At 62.4% G+C, this 19,937-nt stretch carries 9 protein-coding genes; 5 read left to right on the top strand and 4 right to left on the bottom strand.

Annotation, left to right across the window (positions count from 1 at the left end; translation table 11 throughout):
- Window positions 1–16: 16 nt before the first annotated feature.
- Window positions 17–406 carry an H-NS family nucleoid-associated regulatory protein gene (locus QZ853_RS01315; RefSeq protein WP_074726082.1) on the bottom strand — a complete coding sequence of 130 codons (390 nt, stop codon included), beginning with the start codon at window positions 404–406 and terminating at the stop codon, window positions 17–19.
- 524 nt (window positions 407–930) lie between these two features.
- On the opposite strand from QZ853_RS01315, the gene QZ853_RS01310 reads away from it, so the two are divergent.
- The 3 genes from QZ853_RS01310 to QZ853_RS01300 all read left to right on the top strand — a co-directional run bounded on the left by QZ853_RS01310 (window position 931) and on the right by QZ853_RS01300 (window position 4,161).
- A complete protein-coding gene (locus QZ853_RS01310) occupies window positions 931–2,328 on the top strand; it encodes a site-specific integrase (protein ID WP_295570095.1) in 1,398 nt (465 codons plus the stop codon).
- Window positions 2,329–2,482: 154 nt separating this feature from the next.
- Complete coding sequence (locus QZ853_RS01305; RefSeq protein WP_295570093.1) at window positions 2,483–3,310, top strand: HNH endonuclease; 828 nt, start codon at window positions 2,483–2,485, stop codon at window positions 3,308–3,310.
- A gap of 80 nt (window positions 3,311–3,390) precedes the next feature.
- Entirely contained in the window at window positions 3,391–4,161 is a 771-nt protein-coding gene (locus QZ853_RS01300) for an NYN domain-containing protein (RefSeq protein WP_074726085.1), read from the top strand.
- A 718-nt stretch (window positions 4,162–4,879) separates the two neighbouring features.
- Here the strand turns inward: QZ853_RS01300 and QZ853_RS01295 are convergent.
- The gene (locus QZ853_RS01295) at window positions 4,880–5,800 is read right to left on the bottom strand and encodes a Kiwa anti-phage protein KwaB-like domain-containing protein (RefSeq protein WP_295570091.1); all 921 of its coding nucleotides are present in this window, start codon (window positions 5,798–5,800) and stop codon (window positions 4,880–4,882) included.
- Window positions 5,797–6,381 carry a hypothetical protein gene (locus QZ853_RS01290; protein WP_295570089.1) on the bottom strand — a complete coding sequence of 195 codons (585 nt, stop codon included), beginning with the start codon at window positions 6,379–6,381 and terminating at the stop codon, window positions 5,797–5,799. Before QZ853_RS01290 ends, QZ853_RS01295 begins: the two co-directional genes overlap by 4 nt.
- A gap of 615 nt (window positions 6,382–6,996) precedes the next feature.
- Between QZ853_RS01290 and QZ853_RS01285 the strand changes: the two genes are divergently transcribed.
- Window positions 6,997–8,118: a DUF3667 domain-containing protein gene (locus QZ853_RS01285; RefSeq protein ID WP_295570087.1), complete on the top strand. Its 1,122-nt coding sequence runs from the start codon at window positions 6,997–6,999 to the stop codon at window positions 8,116–8,118.
- Between the two features lie 76 nt (window positions 8,119–8,194).
- Entirely contained in the window at window positions 8,195–8,638 is a 444-nt protein-coding gene (locus tag QZ853_RS01280; protein WP_295570085.1) for a GNAT family N-acetyltransferase, read from the top strand.
- 57 nt (window positions 8,639–8,695) lie between these two features.
- Here the strand turns inward: QZ853_RS01280 and QZ853_RS01275 are convergent, their stop codons facing one another.
- Window positions 8,696–19,609 (bottom strand): autotransporter-associated beta strand repeat-containing protein, encoded by a 10,914-nt coding sequence (locus QZ853_RS01275; RefSeq protein WP_295570083.1) that lies wholly within the window; start codon window positions 19,607–19,609, stop codon window positions 8,696–8,698.
- Between the last annotated feature and the right edge of the window lie 328 nt (window positions 19,610–19,937).

The following is a 19,937-nucleotide window of genomic DNA, read 5'->3' as shown; positions in this document are numbered from 1 at the left end:
CGGGGCTTCTGTCTTCTCAACCCGGAAACGCCGGGAACTTTTCGTTGGGATGGGAAGCCTTCCAAGTTGTGTAAGCGGAAGTCCCTTCCCAGGCAGCGAACGCACGAGGAGTTCTGCCTCGGCCGCTCCAGGTTTCGCCCGTGTGTGGGAGCCAATACTTGGGCGCGACTTCCTTCTTCACACTTCCCGCCTTCTTAGGGACATCCGTCGCCAGCATGCTGACGATCTCGGCGCGCTGCTTCGCAGAGAAGCTCTTGCCGTATTGGGACACGAGGTTGGCGACTTCTGCGAAGGCATCAGCGGCTTGTTCCTGGAGAAGCTGAACTTCCTGTTCCTCAAGCTTGCGCAGCTCTTCAGCAAGCTTGGCTTTGGCGGAGGCAATGGAATCGAGTGACGGCTTGGTCATTCTTAAAACCTGAAATTGGTAGCAAAAAGAGAGAAGGTAGCTAGGAAGCTTTGGACGCTAAGCGCCACTGCCCCATCCACCGGGAACAAGCTATACGGTCTTTTCCCCCTAGACAACCGGTCCGGACCCGAAAGGGACGCAGTCCCATCCACTCAACCTAACCGGGGTTGCCACTTGCCATAGAGCCTGGGCGAGGCGACCCAACAAAGAGAATGGAGGATGGTGATGCCCGTCGCAAATTCGAAAATATCCTGCATGCCTATTCTGTAAGAAAGCACGCTTAGGCGTAAGGACACTCAAAATCGTACAGTACAGAAATGACTGCAAGATAGAGGCGGCCACCCAAGGCAAACCCTTGCGCCACAGCGCATCGCAACGCACACCTCACTAATTCACTCTAAAAGTTTTCGCGCTAATTCCAACGTTTCGGCGAATGCCTAAGCAACGCGGCAACACTCTAGATCTCGTTTGACGAATCAAAGCCGGGCCTTAGCACTGCTCTCATCATCCAAGGAGACAGTGCCGTGCCAAAAACAGTAAAGAACTTCCTTCAAGACTTCCCTTTCAATCCAGACGCCGATGACACGCTGCACCTTAAGGGCATCAGGATCGGGCGCTTCCGAATTGATGAGCTGGTCATCACCGGACGCGAAGCGGCGATCCACGCGCAAGAGATCCTCAACGCGGCTATGGAGCGCTCTCGACGCCCTCGCATCAATGCCGCAGGCACGCGCTACCTTGAGCCACTCTCTGCAGGCCACCCTGCCCGTCTTCTGTCCGTAGAGATCAAGGACTATCTGGGAGATAGAGAGCGGCGCTGCCTCGCCCAGGAGACCATCGACTCCACAGCCCGAACCCTGCGGCTTCTCCAAATGACCTGCGGCGACATCCCCGTCTCACGCATTGACCACCCCCACATTTATCGCCTCTGGGACCTCATGCGCTGGTCACCTCCGGGCCTCTTTTCTGACCCCGCCTATCGAGGGATCAGCTATGACGAAGCCATTGCCTGCGGCAAGACGCTAGATGTTCCTCAGCTTGCCCCTGCAACGCTCGAACGACATCGACGCTTCCTGGTCTCTTTCTTCAATCAGCTGGTCAAGACCAAAGCCATCGACGCCTCTCCGATGGCTGCGTTTGCCGAGATCAAGAAGGATCTGGTCACCGATCCCAACAAGCCTGAGCGCCTCTTTGATGAAGACGACCTACGGCGCATCTTCGACCCCAAGACGTTCATTCCCTGGGCGAGCAAGTATCCGCATCGCTGGTGGCTTCCCATGATTGGCCTGTATACGGGCGCACGCATTAACGAAGTGGCTCAGCTGAAGGTGGCCGACATCGTCAAGGAGAGCGATGTCTGGTGTATCCGCATCCAGAAGACTGTGGATCCTGACTTGGCGCACCGGACCCGGCTCAGGAGTCGGCAAAGCCTAAAAGGCAAGGCATCTATCCGAACGATCCCCATCCCCAAGCCGCTTCTTGACGCAGGCTTCCTGGACTTCATGGATGACATCAGGGACTGTGGACACCCTCGCCTCTTTCCACACCTCTCTGCAGGCGTGAACCGCAAGACCGGTGAGACCAATGCTCGCTACAGCCTAGCTGCACTTAGCCAGTTCAGCCGCTACATGAAGGAGCTTGGTTTTCCTAGAGGTGTTGGTTTCCATGCCTTCAGACACACCATCGCGACAGAGCTCCACCATCAGAACGTCCCTGACGAAGACATTGCCCTGATCACCGGCCACTCTGTCAGCAAGCGTGTGCCGGTGCTTCACGAGGCCTACTTCCACAAGAAGCCCGCCGTAATGCGCAGGAAGCAGATAGAGACCTTGGAGAAATACAGGCCTGCGGTAGTGCTTCCTGTTTATGCCAAGGGGCAGTTCAAGCGCTGCTTGAAGGACAAGAAGAGGTTCTATCCTTAAGCATCGAAGCAGCATCAGCCCAGCCGGGAGATAGTCCAGCCTCAACGCTGACTAGCCTTGCTACATGGGATACATTCGAGGCCTATGGGCAAGGCCAGGACGCCGCCGAACCGTGCCCCTGACATTTCTGGTCCCGGAAGGAGCTGGTAGCTAAATGGATTCAACTCGATTGCGGGCACCTGTTACCCATCGTTTCAAGCCAGTTGGCGCCTGCATCTATTGTGGTGCTACACAAGGGCGCTTGACCGAAGAGCACATCGTGCCGAAGGGCCTTGGTGGAACTCTCGTGCTGCCAGATTCAAGCTGCGATCCGTGTGCAAAGCTTACGTCCCAGTTTGAAATGAAAGTGCTTCGCGGATTTTTGGATCGCGGCCGCCAGTCTTTGGGAATAAAGGGTCGAAAATCTCATCGACGGCCCGCCACGGAATCGATCAAACAGATCTTCATACGCGCCGACAATTCCTTGGTTGAACACGATCTGCCTTGGGATCAAAGCGTCAAAGTCATGCACCTCCCCGTCCTCACTCTCCCAGGCTTCCTCAACCCTAAATTTCCGCCCGATCCTTCTGCAGAGGGGATAGAGGTCTCCGCCATGGATACGCTAACCATGGGACTTGGCGAGGGGGAGATAGTTCGCGCGCATACCTCTGTAGGCATGCAGTTTCAGGACAGGATGGACATCTGGTCTTTCGTTCGGATGCTAGCCAAGATTGCTCATGGCTACCAGGTCGCGGTGAACGGTGCTTTCCCGATTGAGCAGAGCCCACTGGTGCCCATCATTCTTGGCAAGCGCTGGGATGCCCGAAACTGGATAGGTTGCACAGAGCAGGATCCGCTTCCATCTGATCGTCAGTGCTTGCACCTTCTCCAAGACGTTCCATTGACGGGCGGTGATGGCTCCAGCGCTTCGATTATCCGCATCAAGCTGTTCGCCGACTATCCGAGCCCGACCTACGCCTTAGCGGCCAGACTTCAAGCCTGACACGAGAGCGTTGCCTTCCGACCAAGACGCGCTGCGCCTGGACTTAGAACTAGACCAGCGTAAAGACATAGGACACCTTCATGGCTCAACCGCAGGAATCGACCGTCGCAGTAATGATTGACTGCGACAACGTTGCTCCCGAGATCGTGGATTTCGCGCTCCTCATGGCGGCACAGGCCGGGCGCGTAACGCTTCGACGGGGCTATGGCAATCGAACTACCTTGGGCAACTCCTGGCAAGAGGCCTTGGTTCGCCAGGCCTTCACTCCATGCCTTCAGTTCCAATACGCAGCGAAGAAGAACACCTCCGATATCGCGCTGGCCTTGGATGCCCTGGAAGCGCTCTTCGATCAGCGCGCAGATATCTTCTGCTTGGTAACCAGCGACTCGGACTTTGCCTACCTCTGCAGGAAGCTCCGTGAGCGCGGGGCTACAGTTCTGATCGTCGGCGAAGCCAAGACTCCCGATGCTTTGCGCAATGCCTGCGATCAGTTCTTCGAGTGGTCCGCCCAAGAAGCCTCATCGCCAGAGCCGCCTGATCTTCAGGACCCGCCGCATCCCGCTGACCACAGTAGCGAAGCCAAGACCACCGGCAGCGCTCCGCTCCCAAAGCGCCGTCCTCGGTTCGTCATCGAGGCTGTCTCACTGCTTGCCGGTAGCACCCCGGAGGGCAAGGTAAGCCTCAACTCCTTAGGCTCCTATCTGAAGCGAGCAGATTCCGGGTTCTCCCCTGGCATCTATGGGCATTCCGGTCTTCTCAACATGGTGAAAACCTACGATCTCCTGTCACTCAAGCAGGAAGAGAATGGGCAGTGGTCCGTAAGCCTGGCACCTAAGCCAGAGACAGCCTAAGGCGAACGAGCCTTAGTGTTCTGATAGTTGCCATAAAAAAGCCCTGCCGAGGCAGGGCCGCATCCACCAGATGCCATCAATTTCCCAAGGTTACTGCGTAAGGGGATCACCATCATCATCACCCCCAGAATCCCCAGTACCCAAAGTCGCTTGCACCCTGACCAGCGCGCCACGAACCGACGAAATCACACATGCCATCAACCCTATAAACAGGTAGATGAAATCCGATGACACGATAACCACCGGTCTCCCGATTAGCATGAATGCTATCGACTTCATGATCAGGATAATTGATCCAAAAAAAAGAAAAACATCCATAACCAATAAAGAGCCCATCCCCATGTGAAGCCTCTTTCGCTTCAAAATCACAACCCCGATGTAAAACATAAGAACCACGAAAGATATCAGGGCCGTCAAGCCAACAACCACCCACTCATTTTCCAGGAACCTTATCACAGCCGGGATACCCCCTTAGGTTAAGACGACAAGCCAAAATACCAAGTGCAGAACCAGCTATTACCAGAACAAATTTCAACAACAACGACTCTGGCGCAAGGAGCGCAACTGGCGCGACGGCACAGAGAATAAAATATCTAAAGTCAAACACCTTAGGCGACAGCAACCACGATTCAATACAATTCTTTTTCATATAAAAGGGCCTCCTCTAAACATAGTAGGCCACCCAATAAAATCGTCAACAAACTATTAACTCACTACATCATTTGACCGGAATTCCATCAGGAACGTCATACATGATATCGGTGATTTCACTAACAAGACGGTGATCCAACAGCAATGTCATGATGACCTTGGCGGTCTCTTCGGTCGGGATAATTTTCCCCGCCTTATCGAAAGCGACGCCCCACTTCCGCTTCGTCGCAACAGTCTTGAGCGCCTTCAAATATTTTGGATTGGAATAGAGATTCTTATCCTGAATAACCGTCATCCTCTTTAGATGCGTTCCATTCTCGCCAACATAGTCCAACAGCGGTTGCATGTCAGTAAAGAGAGCGGAGAAGGCAGGTTCCAACTTCAGCTTTTCGAACGCCTGAGCATAACCGGCTCGATACTGCATCATTGACTCAAAGCCCTTCTTGTTCGACACCAAAAGAACACCATCCAAGGCAAAGATGTCAAATCGGGGCTCAAGAGTGAACTCATCACCCGCTACGGCCGACAACTGACCGTTCTTAAAAATGGCATTAATTACATTTTTCTTTATATATATCGGCTTCCACGTCATCGGAGTGCGCCGCGTGGCGTAGAGAGTCTGCCCGCCCTTTACAAACTTCACCAAGTAGCCGACAGCGCCCTTGAGCTTCTTAAGATCATTAGTCGCATGGTCAGACTCCGGCTCGTCAACGAGATCCTTTAGAACCTGAAAGTCGGTATCACCCACAGCAATAGTCAGGCATCCATCATCGGTGGGCTGAGAGAGATGCCCATATGGAATCCACTCGTTAATTCGGGCCCTCTCATTTTCCGCAAAACCCTTGAGAGCGTTATCCAGGACTGGATCCGTCTTGATGTAGTACGCCTTGAATTTCTTGGTGCCAGCGCTCCTCTTAAACACCCAAAGGAACACGTTTGACCCGGCGAGGTCAAATGCCTTGAGGCTTTTCAATGCCAAATCGCTCATGGGTCCCCCATCAAATATACTTCCTGAACATCCTCAATAAGCTGCTTGCCAGGCAACAGCTTTCCTTGCTTCAGCGCGCGCACGGTCTTACGGACCTGTTTCCCACCGACAGCAATATCAACCTCATACAGTCGCCAGCCGAAAGCAATCAATACGGGGTTCATCAGAATCTGCCCCGACCTATACGTAATCAAAAACAAGAGCACAAGAAAAACGAAGAATCCCGCCAACTTCTGTGGATCTCCGTAACTCAACCCCATGAATGACACAACGTAGGGGAAAACATAATTAATCAGGTCATTCGGAACGGGCTTCGCGGACAGAACCTCAGCTTCGCTCTTCAGTCGGACAGCCTTCATGGAATACATCGTCAGCCACAGTGCGGCTGATGTAACCAATATTGCAGCCAAGGATGCCCAAGGGTGCTCGAAGATCTGTAGTTCGCAATCAAACTGTCCTCTCCAACCACATACGGGTTCTCCCCAAAGCGCCTTTTTGATGTCTTGCGCCGCCAGTACAAAGGCCAGCGGGGCATACGACCCTAGAAAAAGCACTCCTGCTGACCACATCCGAAATTGCATTCCGGTATTTCCTTCTAGTCCACCCCTCTGTTGCCAAGCATAGACCGGCCTCGTCTCATCGACCGAGAACTCCGCCGGGTCAAGGACGCCAGCTAAAGATACCCATTGATTAGAGGCCCTCATAGATAGCGGCTCGCCTGCGGGGATCTTTAGGACGGCCCAATCCGACCAACTCCAGGCCGCCCCCCTGCTCGCATCATAGTGCGAACTTGGGTAGCATCCAGGACACACCACAGGACACAAATCCGGTTTGTGGACGCCTCCGGAGCTAGGCGGGACGGTCAAGGTACTGTTTCCCCCTCTCTCCGCCAGATAAATAAAAAAGGCCGCCCTTCGGGTGGCCTTTTTTATTTATCTGGCGCGGGACGCGAAGTGCGCTGCGCGCGCTTCGCCCCATGCGTTGCTGCGCAACGAACGGGCCCTCCCTTTGCCGGCCTCTCCCCGCCCCTGTCGGGGAAGCCACTCAACAGAGGGGCTTGTTCCTTCAGTAGATCCACGCCGTGCGTGGATACGCCTGGTCGCCTTCCACACTCCCGCGGCCTTCAAACAAAACTGAACGAAACCTGAAAATTCGCTATCGTAGGCGCCTTCAATCCGACGCGTGGCCCATCGCTCATGAGCTCGACCGACAACGCGCACGCCGCCTGCGAGAACTGCGACACCGCCCTGCACGGCCACTACTGCCATCGCTGCGGGCAATCGGCGCACAACCCGCTCAAGCATGTCGGCCACGCCATCGAGGAAGTGTTCGAATCGTTCTGGCACCTGGACGGACGCATCTTCCGCACGCTGCGCGATCTGTGGATCCCGGGCCGCATTGCGCTGAACTACCTCAAGGGTCGCCGGGTGGGCTATGTGCAGCCGCTGCGGTTGTTCGTGATCCTCACGCTATTCACGTTCTTCGTCGGCAAGCTGTTCGTGCACGTCGACGATTTCGGTGTGGGCGGCGGGCGCGATTCGGTGTACGCCAAGGCCACCACGGTTGAACAGGTCGAAGCCGCGCGCGCGGAACAGGTGGCGATGATCGAGCGCCAGCAGGCCAGCTCACCGGCCAGCGGCAACGCCGGCTTCGCCATGGCGCGCGCTGCGGTGAATGCCGCCGCCGCACAGCGCAAGGCAGAGCTCGATGGCACCGGCACTGCGGCCCCTGCTGAAACCGCCACGGGCGGCTATGGCACCTTCTTCAACTACAGCATCAACGGCAAACCCTGGGATGCGGACAGCAATCCCATCGTGCTCAAGGGCTGGCCGCAGTTCGCCAACCGATGGCTCAACAAGCGCCTGCAGAACGGCAACGTCAACATCCAGCGCATGGGTGGCAAGGCCGACCTCTACATGCAGGCGATCCTCACCGCGCTGCCGGGCGCCCTGTTCTTCCTGATGCCGGTGTTCGCGCTGGTGCTGCGCATCGCCTACATCCCGCGGCCGATGGGCTACCTGGAACACCTGGTGGTGGCGCTATACAGCCATTGCTGGCTGATGATGGTGCTGCTGGCCACCTTCCTCATCGCCGGCCTGGGCACCGCCTTCGCCTCGCCCACCTTTGCCGCGGTCAGCCAGTGGCTGTACGCACTGCTGTGGCTGGCGGTTCCGGTCTACCTGCTGTGGATGCAGCAGCGCGTGTACGGCGGCAACAAGGCGCTGACCGTGCTGCGCTATCTGCTCATCGGTGGCGTGTACCTGTTCCTGGTCAGCTTCGTGGTGATGTACGCAGTGCTGGCCGGCATTTCGGCGTAGGCGGGAACATGCAGGGTATGTCGGCAGCGAATCCACGCATGGCGTGGATCTACTGACGATCGTCTATCGTGGGTGCATGACACTCCGCCTCTACCGCCCCGCCGATGCCAGCGCCTGCCTGTCGATCTTCGACAGCAACGTACCCACCTATTTCGCGCCCGAAGAGCGCAGCGACTTTGAACGCTTCCTGTGCGAACAGGCCACGGACAGTGCATTCCAGGTCATCGAGCGCGATGGCAGCATCGTGGCCTGTGGTGGCCTGTTGCGCTGCGGCGATGGGAGCGCCGGCTTCTGCTGGGGCATGGTCGAGCGCGCGCTGCACCGGCGCGGCATCGGCCGTGAACTGGCGCTGGCACGCCTGCACCAGGCTGAAGCAGATCCGTCCATCACCCGCATCACGCTCAGCACCAGCCAGCACACCCAGGGGTTCTACGCCGGTCTGGGGTTCGAGGTGACACGGGTGGTAGCCGATGGCCACGGCGCCGGGATCGACGCGGTGGAGATGGAGCGGAGGGTGTAGCCCTCCGCCCCGGCCCGGATCCACGCCGCGCGTGGATCCCTTGCTGCCCTACTCCCCTCAGAAGCCCATGCGCAGGTTGATCTGCCCGCCGACATCGCGGCGACCATCGCCATGCTGGCCCTGCACGAACATCGACAGCTGGCTGTTGCGACCCAGGCCCACCGCCACGCCGACCTGGCTGACCAGCGCGTTGCGTGCCATCACCGCGCTGTAGACATCGAAGGCATCGCCACCGACCGCGAAGCGGTTGCGGCTGGCTACGTCGGTATCACCCGACGCGTGCTGCCACCCCAGGCCAACCGTCAGCTGCGCCGGGAAGCGCTCGCCGCTGCCCACATCCCAGCGGCCACGCACGCCCACGGTGCTCACATTGAGCGTGTCCTTGCCACCTTCCAGCACCAGCGCGGCGGTACCGCCCTGCTCGACCGCACGATCGCGGTCGACCCAGTGCTTGGTGAACTGCACGTACGGCTGCAGTTGGGTGCGGCCGTGGCTCCAGGTCCAGCTGCCTTCGACCTGGGCAATGGTCACGTCCGCATCCTGGCGGCTGTACAGGGTCTGGCCCAGCAGCGGCACTTCACGGGTGGTACGCGTGCGGTAATCACCGCGCGACACGCTGCCACCCACCGCGAAGCCGTTGTTCCACTCACCCTGCGCATACAGGCCGAAAGTGTTGCCGCGTAGACGGGCGCGCGAGCTGCGATCGTACAGGCGCGTATCCAGGCGTTCATTGCCGGCCGCCGCGCCCAGCACCACGTGCTCGCCCAGCTGCCAATCGACACCGGCCATCAGCGCATTGCGGTTGGCGCGGATCTCATCCCCGTTGCCATCGCCATCCTGCTTGAACACCTTGCCACTGCCGGCAAGCCAGGCCGAGGCGCGCTCGCCACGCACGGTCGGCAGTTCACTGCCCAGGCGCTGGCGGATGCCTTCTTCCAGGTAGTTGTCGTACAGCAGCACCGCACGGCTGGCCGCATGCACTTCACCGGACAACTGGTCGAACGCGCTGCGCGCGGTGGCCGCGTCATAGATCAGCACCGTGTTGTACAGGCCCAGCGCCGGACCACTCTGCGGCAGGCTGCTCAGCGCGGCCGCAGTGTTGTACTGGTTGCGGCTGTTGGCCACCGAAGTGAATGCCGCGGTCTGCGCCACGTCGATCTTCAGGTTGGCGGTATTGGCGGTGTAGACCGGGGTGATGGTCAGGAACGCCGACGGCGAAGTCGCGGAAGCGAACTGCCCGCTTATCCCACTGGCCGCGTTGACCACCGTGTACTGCTGGCCCTGCTGGTAGCTGGTGCTGGGCGAAATGGTGTTCACCCGCACAGTGCTGCCGCCCACCGTCGCGCTGCCACCGACCTGCACGGTATCACTGCCGGTGGCGCCCAGATCGATGCCCAGCGTGCTGCCCGGCGCCAGGGTCAGGTTGCCGCCCACGGTGATCGTACCGGTGCCGTTGCCGGCGCCACTGCCGTTGCCCTGCCCATTGCCAGGCGACAGTACGCCGCCGCTGGATACGGTCACGCCACCGCCGGTGCCACCGATGGTGCCGGTGCCGGACAGCGTGGTGCCGCTGCCGATGGTCCACTGGCCACCGATGGTGCCGGTGACATTCAGGCCGCCACCGGTGACCTGGCCGGTGCCGCTGAAGCCACCGCTGTTGCCGCCCAGGTTCAGGCCACCCGGGCCGGCCTGGACGATGCTGCCGTCGCCGCTGATGCTGCCGCCCAGCGTGGTGGTGCCACTGGTGTTGATGATCAGGCCACCATTGTTGGTGATGTTGCCGGTGATCGAGCCGCTGGCACCGCCGTTTCCGACCTGCACGGTACCGCCGGCATTGATCGTGGTGCCGCCGGTGTAGGTGTTGTTGCCGGTGAGGGTGAGGGTGCCGGTGCCGGCCTGGGTCAGGCCACCGCTGCCGCTGATGGTGCCGCCGACCGTGGTGTTGCCACCGACCTTGAACACCAGGCTGCCGTTGTTGCTGACATTGCCGGTGATGGCACCGCTGGCACCGCCATTGCCGACCTGCAACGTGCCCCCGGTGTTGATGGTGGTGCCACCGGTATAGGTGTTGTTGCCGCCCAGGATCAGCGTGCCGCTGCCGGCCTGGGTCAGGCCACCGCTACCGCTGATGGTGCCGCCGACGGTGGTGTTGCCGCCGACGTTGAACACCAGGCTGCCGTTGTTGGTGACGTTGCCGGCAATCGCGCCGGTCGCGCCACCGTTGCCGACCTGCAGGGTGCCACCGGTGTTGATGGTGGTGCCACCGCTGTAGGTATTGTTGCCGGTCAGGGTCAGCGTGCCACTGCCGGCCTGGGCCAGGCTGCCGCTGCCGCTGATGGTGCCGCCCAGCGTGGTAGTGCCGGCCACGTTGGACACCAGCGCACCGTTGTTGGTGATGTCACCGACGATCGAGCCAGTCGCGCCGCCATTGCCCAGCTGCAGCGTGCCACCGGCGTTGATGGTGGTGCCACCGCTGTAGGTGTTGGTACCAGTCAGCAGCAGCGTGCCGCTGCCGGCCTGGGTCAGCGCGCCCGTGCCGCTGATGGTGCCGCCCAGCTGCGTGTTGCCGGCCACGCTGGAGATCAGCGCGCCATTGTTGGTGATGTCACCGGCAATCGAACCGGTGGCGCCGCCATTGCCGACCTGCAGCGTGCCACCGGTATTGATGGTGGTGCCGCCGGTATAGGTGTTGTTGCCGACCAGGGTCAGCACGCCAGCACCGGCCTGGGTCAGCGCGCCGGTGCCACTGATGGCGCCACCGACCGTGGTGTTGCCGGCCACGTCGAACACCAGGCTGCCGTTGTTGGCGACGTTGCCGGTGATCGCACCGGTCGCACCGCCATTGCCCACCTGCAGCGTGCCACCGGCATTGATGGTGGTACCACCGGTGTAGGTGTTGTTGCCGGTCAGGGTCAACGTACCGGCGCCGGCTTGGGTCAGGCTGCCGCTGCCGCTGATGATGCCATCCAGCGCCGTGTTGCCGGCCACGTTGGAGACCAGCGCGCCGTTGTTGGTGATGTCACCGACGATCGCACCGGTCGCACCGCCATTGCCGACCTGCAGCGTGCCGCCGGCATTGATGGTGGTACCGCCGGTGTAGGTGTTGTTGCCGGTCAGCACCAGCGTGCCGCTGCCGGCCTGGGTCAGGCCACCGCTGCCGCTGACCACGCCACTCACCGTTGCCGTACTGCCGAGGTTGTAGACCAGGCTGCCGTTGTTGGTGATGTCACCCAGCACCGAACCAGTGCTGCCGCCGTTGCCGATCTGCAGCGTGCTGCCACCGTTGATGGTGGTGCCACCAGTGTAGGTGTTATCGCCACTCAGGGTCAGCGTGCCGGTGCCGCCCTGCACCAGGCCGCCGGTACCACCAAGGATGCCGGCAAACGTGGTGCTGGCGTTGTTGCCGCCGGTGGTCAGCGTTGCACCACCCAGCGCCACCGTGCTGCCGGCAACACCGGCCAGGCCGCCGATGCTCTGGTTGCCACCGGCGCTGATGTCCAGCGTGCCGGTGCCAGCCAGGTTCACCGTGCTGGCACCGGACAGGCTGCCGCCCGCGCCCACCGCCAGCGTGCCGCTGTTGATGGTGGTGGTGCCGGTGTAGCTGCTGGCGCCGGCCAGGGTCAGGGTGGCCGCGCCATCCTTGGTCAGACCGCCCGCACCGGAAACCGCACCGTCCAGGATCAGGTCGCTGCTGCCCAGCACATCCAGCGTCGCACCGGCGCCCAGCACAACATCATTGGCCAGGGTCAGCGCCGCATTGGCATCCAGCGAGCCGTTGCCGGCCACGGTCAACGCGCCCGTGCCGAGCGCGGCACCATTGCCGACGACCAGTCCGCCGGCATTGAGGGTGACGCCGCCGCTGAAGGTGCTCGCAACGCCCAGCGTCTGCACGCCTGCGCCGTTCTTGATCAGCCCACCGGTGCCGTCGATGCTGCCATTGAACGCGGTGTTGCCGATGCCGCCCAAGGTCAACGTGTTGCCGCCGAGGGACACGTTCGAACCTGCCACGCCCTCCAGCGAGCCGATGCTCTGGTTGCCGCCTGCGGAAATATCGAACGCGGTGCCGGCATTGGCCAGGGTGACCGCCCCCGTCGCCGCCAAGCTGCCGCCGGCGCCGATCGCCAGCGTGCCGGCGTTGATGGTGGTACCGCCGGTGAAGGTGTTGGTGCCGGTCAGGGTCTGGGTGCCGGCGCCCTCCTTGATCAGTCCGCCGGTGCCCGCCACTGATCCGGAGAAGGTACCGTTGGTGGCATCACCGATGGTCAGTGTGTTCGCGCCCAGATTCACCGTGCCGTTGCCAATCAGCGTGCCGAACTGCTGCGTACCGGCACCGGCGGACAGATCGAAGGTCGCGCCGGTGGCCAGGTTGACGATGCCATTGGCATGCAGGCTGGCCCCGGCGCCCAGCGCCAGCGTGCCGGCGTTGATGTTGGTGCCGCCGGTGTAGGTGTTGGTGCCATTCAAGGTCAGCGTGGCCAGGCCCTCCTTGGTCAGGAAGCCAGTGCCGCTCAGGTTGCCGTTGAGGGTCAGATCATTGCTGCCCAGCACGGTCAGGCCGGCATTGAGAACGAAGTTGTTGCCCAGCGTGATCGCGCTGTTGGAATCGAGCGTGGCATTGCCAGCCACGGTCACCGCACCGGTCCCGAGCGCGGCATTGTTGCCGACCACCAGGCCACCGGCGTTGAGTGCGACGCCACCACTGAAGGTATTGGCACCGGTCAGCGTCTGCACGCCTGCGCCATTCTTGATCAGCCCGCCGCTGCCGTTGATCACGCCGTTGTACGTGCTGTCGGCGACCCCGCCCAGCGTCAGCGAGTTGCCGCCCAGCGCCACGGTGCTGCCGGCTACGCCAGCCAGCGAACCGATGCTCTGGTTGCCGCCGCCGGAGATATCCAGCGTGCCGGCACCGGCCAGGTTCACCGCACCGGTGGACGCCAGGCTGCCACCGGCACCGACCGCCAGCGTGCCGTTGTTGATGGTGGTACCGCCGGTGTAGGTATTGGCGCCGGTCAGGGTCACCGTGGCCGCGCCGCTCTTCACCAGGCCACCGCCACCGCCGATGGTGCCGCCCAGGGTCAGCGCATTGCTGCCGAGCAGGGTGAGGTTGTTGCCCGCAGAGAGGTTGATGGCGTTGCCGAGGGTCACTGCAAGGCTGCTGTCCAGCGTCGCGTCGGCGCCCACGTCCAGCGCCCCCGTACCCAGCGCGCTGTTGTTGCCGACCACCAAGCCGCCACTGTTCAATGCGAGGCCACCACTGAACAGGTTGGCGCCGCCGAGGGTGAGGATGCCCGTGCCGTTCTTGACCAGTCCACCGGTACCGGAAATCACGCCATTGAAGGTGCTGCTGTCAGGGCCGCCGAGGATCAGCGAGTGGGCACCGAGGCTGACCAGCGAGCCGGTCACGCCGGACAGCGAACCGATGGCCTGGTTGGCGCCGGACGCCGAGATGTCGAAGCCGGCACCGGCCGCGGCCACGTTCACCGCACCGTTCGCGGCGAGGCTGCCGCCAGGACCGATCGCCAGCGTACCGGCGTTGATGGTGGTGCCACCGGTATAGGTGTTGGTACCGGTCAGCGTTTCGGTACCGCTACCGACCTTGGTCAGGCCACCGGTGCCGGCAATCGAACCACTGAAGGTGCCATTGGCGGCGCTGCCCACTTCGATGTTGTTGGCCCCGAGGTTGACCGTACCGTTGCCGACCAGCGTGCCGAACACCTGCGTACCGTTGCCGGCCGACAGGTCCAGCGTGGCGCCGCTGGCGAGATTGACGGTACCGCTGGCGGCCAGGCTGGCACCGGCGCCGAGCGCCAGCGTACCGGCGTTGACGTTGGTGCCACCGGTGTAGGTATTGATGCCGTTCAAGGTCAGCGTTGCACCACCATTCTTGGTCAGGCTGCCGGTGCCGGAGAGCACACCGTTGAGGGTGATCGCATTGGTGCCCAGCACGGTCAGCCCGGCATTGAGCACAACGTTGTTGGCCAGCGTCGCCAGCGCGGTGGTATCCAGCGTGGCCGCGCCACCGACGGTCAGTGCGCCGGTACCCAGCGCCGCGTCATTGCCCAGCACCAGCCCGCCGGCATTGAGCGTCACGCCGCCCCCGAATGTGTTGGCACCGGACAGGGTCTGCACCCCGGTGCCGACCTTCACCAGCCCGCCACCACCGCTGATCACGCCGTCGAAGGCGCCACTGGTCGCGGTGCCGAAGGTCAGCGAATTGCCACCCAGCGTCAGCGTGGTTCCGGCCACGCCGTTGAGCGCACCAATGGTCTGGTTGCTGGTGGCACCGGAGATGTCGAAGCTTGCACCGGCATTGCCGAGAGTGACGTCGCCGGCGGCGGCAAGGCTGCCGCCCGCACTCAACGCCAGCGTACCGGCATTGATGGTGGTACCACCGCTGTAGGTGTTGGCGCCTGCCAGCGTCAGCGTGGCGGCGCCATTCTTGATCAGGCTGCCATTGCCGGACACGATGCCGCCCAGGGCCAGTGCGTTGCTGCCCGGCACGGTCAGTGCCACGCCCGATCCCAGGTTCACCGCGTTGCCCAGCGTCACCGCAGCGCCGGCATCCAGCGAGGCACTGTTGTTCACCGCCAAAGCGCCGGTACCCAGCGCGCCATTGGCGCCCACCACCAGACTGCCGCCGTTCAAGGTCAGGCCGCCACCGAAGGTGTTGGTGTTGTTGAGGGTCAGCAGGCCAGTGCCGTTCTTGACCAGGCTGCCGTTGCCGCTCAGCACGCCACCCAGGGTGACGTCATTGCTGCCGCCCAGGGTCAGCTGCGTACCGGCACCGAAGTTCACCGCGTTGGCAAGGTTCAGCGCCACCGTATTGTCGAGACTGACCGTGCCACCCACACCGAGCGCGCCGGTCCCCAGCGCATCGGCGTTGCCCAGCACCAGCCCGCCGCCATTGAGCGCCAGGCCACCGCTGAACGTGTTGGCACCGGACAAGGTCTGGATGCCGGTACTGGTCTTGACCAAGCCACCCGTGCCACTGATCACGCCATCAAACGTGGCGTTGGCATTGGTGCCGAAAGTCAGCGTATTGCCGCCCAGCGTCAGCGCGGTTCCGGCGACGCCGTTCAGCGCGGCAATGGTCTGGTTGCCGCTGGCGCCGGAAATATCGAAACCTGCACCGGCATTGCCGAGGGTGACATCACCGCCTGCAGCGAGGCTGCCGCCTGCGCCCAATGCCAGCGTGCCGTTGTTGATGGTGGTGCCACCGGTGTAGAGGTTGGCACCGCTCAGGGTCAACCGTGCCGCGCCGTCCTTGATCAACCCGCCAACACCGAATACCGGCCCACTGAGCGTCAGGTCATTGCTGCCAAGTACCGTGAGGTTGGCACCGGCCGCCAGGCCGACGGTGTTGCCCACGGTGAGTGCCGTGGCTGCATCCAGCGAGGCGTTGCCCCCCACATCCAGTGCACCGGTACCCAGGGCCAGCGCATTGCCAAGCTGCAGCACGCCAGCGTTCAGGCCAACCCCGCCACTGAACGTATTCGGACCATTCAACGCCAGTGTTGCCGTACCGTTCTTGACCAGGCCACCGGTGCCACTGATGACACCGCCCAGCGACGCGTTCTGGTTGCCCAGCAGGTCGAGTACTGCACCGGTACCGAGGTTGACGTTGTTGGCCAGGTTGAGTGCAACCGTACTATCCAGGGTGGTATTGGCACCCACCGACAGTGGGCCGGTGCCCAACGCACCGGCATTGCCGAGCAGCAGGCCGCCGCCGTTGACGGTCAACCCGCCACCGAAGGTGTTGGCGCCATTGAGGGTCAGCAGCGTGGCACCGTTCTTCACCAGCCCACCGGCGCCGGACACCACCCCGCCCAAGGTGATTGCCTGGGTGCCCGGCAGTGCAAGCAATGCACCAGCACCCAGTGCAACGTTGTTGGCCAGATTCAGGGGGGCGCTGCCATCCAGCGAGACCGTACCACCGATGCTCAACGCGCCGGTGCCGAGTGCGCTGCTGTTGCCCAGCAGCAGGCTGCCTGCGTTGAGCGTGAGGCCACCACTGAACGTGTTGTTGCCGTTCAACGCCAGCAGCGAGGTGCCGTTCTTGACCAGGCTGCCGGTGCCGGCGACCACGCCGCCCAGCGTCACGTTCTGCCCGCCCAGCAGGTTCAGCGTACCGGTCAGGTTCACCGCATTGGTCAGATTCAACGCCGCAGTGCCATCGAGCGATCCGTTGCCACTGACGGTCAGTGCACCGGTACCGAGAGCGCCGTTGTTGCCCAGCAGCAGCCCACCCGCGGCAAGGTTCAGGCCGCCGCTGAAGGTATTGGCGCCGGACAGCGTCTGCGTGCCGGCGCCCTGCTTGACCAGGCCACCGGCGCCGGAGACCGCGCTCGCCAGGGTCTGGTTGGCCGCATCACCGAAGGTGAGCGTGTTTCCGCCCAGCGCCACGGTCGAGCCGAGCACGCCGCTGAGCGCACCCACGGTCTGGTTGCCCGCCGCGGAGATGTCGAACGTGGCGCCGATGCCACCGAGGTTGACGCTGCCGCCAGTGGCGAGACTGCCACCGGCACCGATCGCCAGTGTTCCTGCGTTGATGGCGGTGCCGCCGGTGTAGGTATTGGCGCCGGTCAGGGTCAGCGTCGCCGCGCCATTCTTCACCAGGCTGCCAGCGCCGCCGATGACACCGCCCAGCGTCAGTGCGTTGCCTCCCAGAATGCCGAGCGAGCCGCCTGCACCGAGGTTGATGGTGTTGCCCACACTCAACGCCGAGCTGCCGTCGAGGGTCACGGCTCCACCGACGTTCAGGGCACCGGTTCCCAGCGCGCTGCCATTGCCCAGCACCAGGCTGCCGGTATTGAATGCCAGCCCACCACCGAACGTATTGGCACCGTTGAGCGTCAGTGTTGCCGCGCCATTCTTGATCAGGCCGCCAGCGCCACCCATCACGCCGTTGAAGGTGAGCGCCTGATTGCCCAGCAGATTCAGGCTGGCTCCGGCACCGAGATTGACGGCATTGGTCAACGCCAACCCGGTCGTGCCATCCAGCGTCGCATTGCCGCCGACGGACAGCGTGCCGCTGCCCAACGCTGCCGCGTTGCCCAGCAGCAGTCCGCCGGCATTGAGCGCGACGCCGCCGCTGAGACCGTTGACACCGGAAAGAGTCTGCACACCGGTGCCCTGCTTGATCAGGCCACCGGTGCCGGCGCCAAACGTGCCGCTGTAGCTGGTGTTGCCCAGCCCGCCCAAGGTCAGAGTGCGGCTGCCCAGATTCACCGCGCCGCCGAGGCCAGCCAGCGAACCGATGGTCTGGTTGGCCGCTGCCGTCAGGTCCAGCGTGGTGCCAACGCCCAGCGTCATCGCAGCCGTGGGTGACAGGCTGCCGCCCGCGCCGAGCGCGAGCGAGCCCCCGGCAAGGCTGAAGTTGCCGGTCAGCGAGTTGGCACCGTTCAAGGTAAGGGTGCTGGCTCCGTTCTTGACCAGGTTGCCAGCACCGGAAATCGCGCCATTCCATGACAACGGGTTGTTGCCCAGCAGGTTCAGCGTGCCGCCGCCGTTGATCACCAGGTTGTTGGCCACGCCGAAGCCGGCAGTGGTATCCAGTGAGGCGCTGCCACCGACGGTCAGGATGCCGCTGCCGAGCGCACCGGCATTGCCCAGCAGCAGGCCGCCGGCAGTGAGGTTGACGCCGCCACTGAACAGATTGGCGCCGCCCAGTGTCACCACGCTGGTGTTGCTGACGGTCAGCCCGCCGGCGCCGGACAGCACCCCGCCCAGGCCGAATGCGTTTGTTCCCGACAGCTGCAGGTTTCCTGTCAGGCCGAAGTTGTTGCCCAGCGTCAGGCCAGTGGTGCTGGCCGCGATCGCGCCGCCGTTGGCGGTGAACAGGCCGCTGCCGAACGCAGACGCATTGTTGAAGTTGACCAGGCCATCGTTGAGCGTGGTCGTACCCGCGCCCGCCCACGCCCCCTGCAGGTTCCAGGTACCGCTGTTGACGGTCAGCCGCTGGAAATTGACGTACTGGTTCCAACCCACCGTGGTCGGCGCGCCGCCGGTGCCGGAACCGGGCCCCGTGGGACTGTTCTGCAGCACCAGGCTGTTGTTGCTCGCCGAGCCGCCATCGACCTGGCCCGCCGCCGCCAGATTCACGCTGACGGTAGCGACGGTCCCGGCGATGCCCACGCCAGCGTTGTTGACGCTGGAACCGGACACCGCAGTGAACGTATTGCCTGCAGTCGAGTTGCCCAGGTGCACGCTGCCATTGATCGTGCCTGCATTGAGGAAGGTGTTGCCATTGGTCGCCGAGGCGGAACCGGCAAAGCCGACGCGGCCGGTGATGTTGCCGGTGTTGGTGAACTGGGTCTGCGCGCCACCATAACTGAGGATGGCCGGGGCATCGGCGGCGGTGAACAGACCCGCGCCGAAGATCGACATGCTTACCGAGCCACTGTTGACGACCGTGCTGGTGCCACCCGCAGCGTTCTGCACCACCAGCGCCTGTCCGCCGAAACCGAGCAGGGAGGCGATATTGACCAGGCCGTTGATCGAACCGCCGGACAGATTGTTCACGTTGATGGCGTTGCCGCCGACCGTCGCGTTACCCAGCACCATGCCCGACGCCGCCAGGCTCAGGCCACCGCTGATGGTGGGATCGACCGTGCCCTGGTTGTTCACGGTAATGCCGTTGCCGCTAAGGGTCACCGCAGCGCCACCCACCACCGGCGGCACGCTGAGCTGGGCACCGGTCAGGATATCCAGGGTCACGCCATTGGTGCCGTTGGCCAGTGAAGTGGTCGTGGAGCCGGTTGGGCAGGTGATGGTGCTGCCGGCGGTATTGCACGCCGCAAGCGCCGAACCGCTGGCCAGCGTGGCCGCCAATGCGACCGCCAGCTGGTGCGCGCGCAATCGCGGCAATCTTGCCGGGGGGGTGGCACTTCCGCCGGGATTCTGGGTGACCTCCGAAGCAACCTGCATTACGCCGAGGGCGCGATTGAAAACCAGACGGTAAATGCGGTTCATCGGCAAATCTCCATGAAAAGACCGGATGGCACGGCAGTTAAGTTTTTTGAAGACGATGCCGCCCATCCCTGTTCCATCACGGAAACAAGGCCTACGGCATTCACTTCGGAAAATCTTCACATCTTCAAACGATCGCGCACGAAAGAGCGGCGCGTCGGCGTACCCGTCAGGGCGAAAACTCCCCGGTTTCGCTTGACGAATGGCGGCACTGTGCGACGGATGCCGACAGTGCCGCGTGAATCACCCAGATAATTTTCATGACGTACGTCAAATAAAATAGGTGAATAAATCTATCTTGCCGAAAATGCGCATTACCTATTCACGGCAA

The sequence above is a fragment of the uncultured Stenotrophomonas sp. genome (assembly GCF_913778665.1).
In the GTDB taxonomy this organism is placed as follows: Bacteria; Pseudomonadota; Gammaproteobacteria; order Xanthomonadales; family Xanthomonadaceae; genus Stenotrophomonas.
This window is presented reverse-complemented; position numbering and strand designations above follow the sequence as displayed.

Excerpts from the sequence above, each read along its gene's own strand:
- QZ853_RS01285 (WP_295570087.1), top strand. The coding sequence starts at position 6,997 with ATGAGCTCGACCGACAACGCGCACGCCGCCTGCGAGAACTGCGACACC.
- QZ853_RS01295 (WP_295570091.1), bottom strand. The coding sequence starts at position 5,800 with ATGAGCGATTTGGCATTGAAAAGCCTCAAGGCATTTGACCTCGCCGGG.
- QZ853_RS01300 (WP_074726085.1), top strand. The coding sequence starts at position 3,391 with ATGGCTCAACCGCAGGAATCGACCGTCGCAGTAATGATTGACTGCGAC.
- QZ853_RS01280 (WP_295570085.1), top strand. The coding sequence starts at position 8,195 with ATGACACTCCGCCTCTACCGCCCCGCCGATGCCAGCGCCTGCCTGTCG.
- QZ853_RS01305 (WP_295570093.1), top strand. The coding sequence starts at position 2,483 with ATGGATTCAACTCGATTGCGGGCACCTGTTACCCATCGTTTCAAGCCA.
- QZ853_RS01275 (WP_295570083.1), bottom strand. The coding sequence starts at position 19,609 with ATGAACCGCATTTACCGTCTGGTTTTCAATCGCGCCCTCGGCGTAATG.
- QZ853_RS01290 (WP_295570089.1), bottom strand. The coding sequence starts at position 6,381 with ATGCAATTTCGGATGTGGTCAGCAGGAGTGCTTTTTCTAGGGTCGTAT.
- QZ853_RS01315 (WP_074726082.1), bottom strand. The coding sequence starts at position 406 with ATGACCAAGCCGTCACTCGATTCCATTGCCTCCGCCAAAGCCAAGCTT.